Source organism: Belliella pelovolcani, from assembly GCF_900156785.1.
In the GTDB taxonomy this organism is placed as follows: Bacteria; Bacteroidota; Bacteroidia; order Cytophagales; family Cyclobacteriaceae; genus Belliella; species Belliella pelovolcani.
On record NZ_FTOP01000031.1, the window covers coordinates 1 to 6093 of the forward strand.

At 32.4% G+C, this 6093-nt stretch carries 6 protein-coding genes; 3 read left to right on the forward strand and 3 right to left on the reverse strand.

Features of this window, described 5'->3' with window-relative positions:
• Positions 1 to 256: 256 nt before the first annotated feature.
• The 3 genes from BW935_RS17800 to tcmP form a co-directional block, all read right to left on the reverse strand.
• Entirely contained in the window at positions 257 to 697 is a 441-nt protein-coding gene (locus tag BW935_RS17800; RefSeq protein ID WP_076503136.1) for a hypothetical protein, read from the reverse strand.
• A 152-nt stretch (positions 698 to 849) separates the two neighbouring features.
• Positions 850 to 1578 (reverse strand): DUF5131 family protein, encoded by a 729-nt coding sequence (locus tag BW935_RS17805; protein WP_076503137.1) that lies wholly within the window; start codon positions 1576 to 1578, stop codon positions 850 to 852.
• Positions 1559 to 2422: a three-Cys-motif partner protein TcmP gene (gene tcmP, locus BW935_RS17810; RefSeq protein ID WP_076503138.1), complete on the reverse strand. Its 864-nt coding sequence runs from the start codon at positions 2420 to 2422 to the stop codon at positions 1559 to 1561. The genes BW935_RS17805 and tcmP overlap by 20 nt, the downstream gene beginning before the upstream one ends.
• Before the next feature lie 418 nt (positions 2423 to 2840).
• Here tcmP and BW935_RS17815 point away from each other — a divergent pair, with 418 nt between their 5' ends.
• From BW935_RS17815 to BW935_RS18515, 3 genes are all read left to right on the forward strand, one after another.
• On the forward strand, positions 2841 to 3812 hold the full coding sequence (locus BW935_RS17815; RefSeq protein WP_076503139.1) for a hypothetical protein: 972 nt from the start codon (positions 2841 to 2843) through the stop codon (positions 3810 to 3812).
• An 11-nt stretch (positions 3813 to 3823) separates the two neighbouring features.
• Positions 3824 to 4921: a hypothetical protein gene (locus tag BW935_RS17820; protein ID WP_076503140.1), complete on the forward strand. Its 1098-nt coding sequence runs from the start codon at positions 3824 to 3826 to the stop codon at positions 4919 to 4921.
• 881 nt (positions 4922 to 5802) lie between these two features.
• The gene (locus BW935_RS18515) at positions 5803 to 5976 is read left to right on the forward strand and encodes a hypothetical protein (RefSeq protein ID WP_175606698.1); all 174 of its coding nucleotides are present in this window, start codon (positions 5803 to 5805) and stop codon (positions 5974 to 5976) included.
• Positions 5977 to 6093 lie beyond the last annotated feature (117 nt).

Here is a 6093-nt window from a genome sequence, read left to right on the forward strand (position 1 = left end):
ACAGCTTGTAATATTCGTCGTTGCTAATCTTTTTCATGACGCAAGATTACGAACCAAACAGAAATCAGAAAATATGGGGTTTATCGGACGGATACATATCTTCGAATATTAATCAATATATTATGCTAAGGTTGAACAATGGATATTCCGGAGCATGTTGACCCCTCTGATTAACCACTACAATTTTATCTGTTCCAATAAGATTTTGAACAATCACAGCATTCCCATATTTACTTTTCTATTCGATAGACATAAATCAAATATTAGAATTATTTGTTAAGGTATTCTTTTTAATTGAAGAATTTATTTCTTTCAAATAATAAGGAATTTGTCCCAAATAGGTTTCTGGCGGTGTAGAATAATTCTGCCCCATTGCTTGAACTAATGGCAAAGTGAATACTTCGGAAATGTTTTTCTTATCCTTCCTTTTGTACTTCACTTCAAGTTTAATTTTTCTATCACGACTTTCTTCATAAAGTTCAACCAAATCACCTATAAAAAACTTAAGCTCATAATTTGGGGGCATTGCTGAAAAGCCCTCCTTTAAAATCCCAAATTGTGAAATTGGGGCATTCTCCAAACCGAATTGATTGAAATTTTCTAAAGTGTTAATTTGAACATTGTATGCAACACCTTCACCAATATTTTTTACGTGAAGGACCAATGTTTTATTATCTTCTGTGCTTTTCAGAAACATTATTACATGGGGCGTGATTTTTTGTAATCTTAAGGCTTTACTTTCAACCCAAAGCAATAAATTTATTCAAGTATAAATGACTGTACAAGCTGCAATTACTATAGACAAAACAATTTCAACATCCATATTATTCTATGTTATTAATTTGATATTTAAACCAGTTTCTGCAATTCAATCTCCGGCATTTCGTCATAAGTTTTACCATTAAGTTCTCTACCGGCTTTTTTCTTGTTCTTCCCGCCCCATTGCTTGAAGAAGAAAGCGACATTGGCTTGCTGACATTGCTCTTGAATATCCAATACCCAGTCGGAATTCATTGGTCGAGGATTATGGCCACTCTCCCCTCCTACTATAACCCAATCGATTTCTTTGAGGTTAAGATTGGGAAGTGGACCTATCAAGGGTTCACAGGATAGGAACTTTACCCTTGCTCCACTCTGTCTTAAAAAATCAATCCTATCAGTAACTCTTTCATCTTCTACAGAAACTCCCATCCAGATATTGTGAGACCAACTTAGTTGATCTGAAATCTCTGCCAGTCGATCAGCTCTTTTGGTCAGAACTTGGAAAACATGTTGACCATTGTCACGCATAACCTGAAATACTCGCTGAATAAATTCTAGGGGAACATCTTTATGGAATAGATCCGACATGGAGTTGACAAAGACTACTTTGGATTTCTTCCAAGTATAAGGAATCCTTAAGGCATCCTCGTGAATTCTAACTTTTTTGAATCCATCTTTATACTTATCTACACCCATGGCCTTTAATCGCTTGGACATCACTTCTGCATAGCAGAATTTGCAACCCGCAGATATCTTGGTACAACCTGTCACTGGGTTCCAGGTCAGTTCAGTCCATTCAATTGAAGTTTGTGCCATATTTTTCGTTCTTGGTTTTTCTTATGATATCATTAGCAATAGTAACGGCTGTCTTATTATTTGATGCTAGAAAGAAGTGATACATTATACAGTGAGTTGAATTCTCTAGTTCATAGGGATTTGAGACAAATTTAAATACTTCTTTGATTTTGTTAGTGTAGAGTTGTTTTATCTTTTCAATAGCTTTAGTATTTTTTAAAACCTCAATACGCTTTTCCCCAAATAAATCAATAGTCTCGAGCTTAGTATAAAAAGTTGACATAATCAGTTCTTTACTGATACCAAAAAATTTTTCAAGTTTAGAAAACCAGGAGTCAGGTATTTCACCATTTCGTGTCAACATCCTATTTGGACCTAATCCAGTTGGGACTAAAATCCATAGATCTACAGGCATATTTTTTAAACGAGCAACTGAATTCCAATTAACCTCCATTCCGCAGGGATCGACAAATGCTAAGGCTTTGTATGTTTTCCCATTTATTGAAAGGAAGTTAGCCAAATCTATTAATTTTTTATTACAGTCTTCTGAAACTACAAATACTCCACTTTTTCTTACCTGATCAAGAGTCACTTTAAGACTATCTGCTTTTTTCTTATTTAACTCGACAAAATAATAAATATCAAACAACCTAGGTTCTTGAATAGAAACAATCTTTTTTGCTGCACCATGGATAATGTTATCATCCATTACACCATCTACCTCTATATCACCTGATCCAGCAAAGCCATCAAAATAAATTAGCTTCCAGTAAGGCCTGTCTTTCATTATTTCCAAATATGCCTTCGCATATTTTTCCAAAATCCTAATTTTTTCAAAAGTCCAAATTCCTCCAAATTTGTTCATTGTTAATTAATTTAGAATAAGTTTATGGCATGCAGTTAACTCAATTTAATCTAATTTTTACAATTTACCAATTTATTAATTTTTATTATTTTTTATTTATTAAAATTATCAATATATTTAAATGTAAATACGAGATGTGTAGAAATTTAGGTGTGTAAATAGAAGTTTCACTTCCGGGTTAAAATGGTTTTACTTTAATTCATGCATCTTTCATGCATCTAAAGCGAAAAAATAATTTAAAAATTATGATTATCCGCAATGGCATCAGTATGTGATTTTATCACAAATAATCTTGCGGATAATTGTCAACTGTCGACAGCTAACAGTCCACAGCACTTTAAATTTAGGATTTAGATTATTTTTAGTGGCTACTGGTGTAAAAGCGGATATACATATTAAAAATTAAACATTTATTACTATGAAAACACTTCAATTTGATTTAAAAATTATTGAACCTCTATCTATTAAGGATTTTTCAATATATAATGTAACATTCCCGTTAAAAATAAATCTAAATGCGGGCAGACACTATTACAAGAGTAAATCAGTAGAAATAGGTAAATTTCATGGCAACAAAATTTTTGCTTTCATTTCAATTCCAGCCTATTTTGATCCTATATCCAACTTAATAACTATTGCAGGTATTGATGATCAAAGCAAGGATCAAATTTCAATTCACACCTATTTTGAAAATCAATCGGTATTATCTAAAACAATAAGAATAAATAATTCCGTTGAAGATTACAACCCTTCTAATCTTTGGTCAGATTTTTTAAATAATTTCCCTATTGTTAATAATCAATTTATAGAAACTTTAAAGCATAATCTAAATATATTAATCAAAGAATTTTTGAATTCTGGTGTACATGGAGTTATACAAACTGGGAAACCTCCAATTGTAACTCACGAAAATTATCATGATTATAAATCGATGTTTATCAATAAAACAGATGATAAAAAATCACCTGATTTGCATGACATTATAGAGCTTCAAAATGTTATCAAATCTTCTTATAAAGGCATTATAACTTTTTCAAGTATGGCTCCTTTCGCCAATGTCATAGGTAGTACTAATGATCCCAAACCATGGAATACATCATGGATAAAGCTTTGGAGCGAAAAATGCAACAATGGAGAATCCCCGTCTTTTTGTACATCTTATCAGTATTCAAACGGAGCTAAGACATTTAACTGTGGAAATGATTTTGTTGGTGGGCATGTGATTAAGGGTACAGAGGCGATTAAAATAAATACCGGTGGAACGGTTTATATATTCCCAATATGTAAGGCTCATAACAACAATGATAAAATTTACATGTCAATTATAAAATATTCTACGGGGGTAGTACTTGACAACTATAATAAACTAAATGAATTTATAACAAATTAAACAAATTAAACATGGCTGATGTAACTAAAATCTCTCTCCCTCAACCAGATCCTTTTAATATTCAGGCTGTTAAAAGGTATGTCTTTAATGAAACAGGAAACATAATGATGGTCTCCACTGATGAAAAGTCTGACACGATCCAACAATCGGTTCGTGATGTATTTGCAGAAGTTTCTGTATTTTTTGCAGCCATGACTAAAGCGATTTCTCAAAGCAAGAATCCATATGGGAAAAAGGATAGTAATGGCAATCTACCATACTATAGTTTGTACAATTATGACGCTTTAGAAGCCGTGATAGATGGTTCTGGTTATTTTGTCCATGTTAATGAAACGGATATTTCATATAGCACATCAAGTTGGGGAGCCAATTTTAGTAAAGAATTAATAGAAGCTGTATTAGGATTAGCTACAGGCTCAGGTGAATTAAGCTTTGCTGCCGCTATGGTTGGAACCATGGGTAAAGAAGGGGTTAATATCTCCGGCCAATCATCCTCCATTAATAGTAAAGTAGCTAACATCATTTTTGTTTGTGAGTATTTAATGGGTATGCCTATTGTAAGTGCATTAGTTGTGACAGCAGACACGAAGACCGTCTCCCAAACTGTGAAGCTTGGACCATGCTTTAAAGAACAATCATCCACTACAACAATGGTCGTACATAAGGATACTTACATGTTTATCACCCCTTCATTCATAAAACAATATGCTGGTGATTTAGGATCCATTATGAACGATCCAGAGTATTTAAAATTAATTATGCAATTGGAAAGCTTGGTAGAACGCATTCCGACAATAATTGGGGTCTATGAAATGCCATCAAATGCAGATCCAATTCCAGTGCAAAATGGAGATACATTGAAACTGACTAGTACATATGTAATTCTTGGGGAATACTTGGGGAAATCAGTAAAAGACAAATCAAGTTTAGGTTTTGAACCTACCAATTCAACTCTTCAAATAAATCCATCTACATGGAATGATGATGGGATTAAATTCACTGTAGGTAATACTTCTGAAGATTCTGCTATTGCATCAATTATTGTTACATTAGATAATGGTACCACATTAAATGCTGGCTCGTTTTCAATTGAGGGAAAGACTAAATAATTGACAACCTTCTTTCAATAAGCATCATATTTCAAAACTATTCCAGATTATGATCGGGAATAGTTTTTTTTGTTTAATCTAGGATAATTTAATCAAGTGAAGAATCTACGGACTACGTTTAGTTGATATTTTAGGAAACAAAAGAAGTTCAACCCCCCCTCTCCAGCTCCTAAATCGAAACTGGAAAATCTTGTATCATTGACAGACAGGCTTTTGCTGTAAAAAGGAAGTTTTTGGCATCAATCTACTGACGATACTTTCAACCCGTATTGCGGGAAGTACCTAATGTTTTGGAGATTGTCTGTAATGCCATCCCGTTGTCAAGGTGACGGTTTATCTGTTTGAGATTGCTCTTAATTATCGTATTTCCTGCTATGATTTACGGTGTTAGTTCTACTATAAAGCAAACGATAACAGATCAATTTTAAGTGTTCAATCTGGTCAGATTGTTAATAGTCAATATCACAGAATTTTAAACTTAGAATACATAAAACCTTCTATATGCTTCGGAATATACATGCATAATTAACCCCCTACTGTAAAATGAAGTCAATTAGGGCTATTTAAATCTGAAAAGCAGAACAAAAGGATTGTTTCAAATCTCATATTTTTAAGTCTTTAAAATTGTGTTTCAGTAAAAAATCAAAGCGTTATTAATAAGAATAAATATTTCGTCATTTTTTCCAAAAGTGATCCATACAAGTCGACACATTCCAATAAGGAGTTTTTATAACCTAAAAACTCAAAAATCAATAAGTAAAAATTTGTTAGTCAAGTAAAATTATTTTATTAAAATATTTTTATTTATAATTTTTTATTTTTATAATGCAATCAAATAGGAGGGTTAAGTTTAATTATCTTTAATTTTAAATAAAAAAACTATGAAAAAACTAGAAAGTATTAAAGCAAGCTTCTTTAGTAAGCAAATTACTCCACAATCAACTGTAAACATTAGTGGCGGTTACACCTTAACTAAATGTGTACCAACTTTAGCAGGACCAAATCTTTATGAGTGTGGGGATAAAGATGAAGATGTAGTTGTTGAATTATCATAAATAGAAAAAAGATGAAAAAATTGTATCCGTCCGATAAACCCCATATTTTCTGATTTCTGTTTGGTTCGTAATCTTGCGTCATGAAAAAGATTAGCAACGACGAATATTACAAGCTGT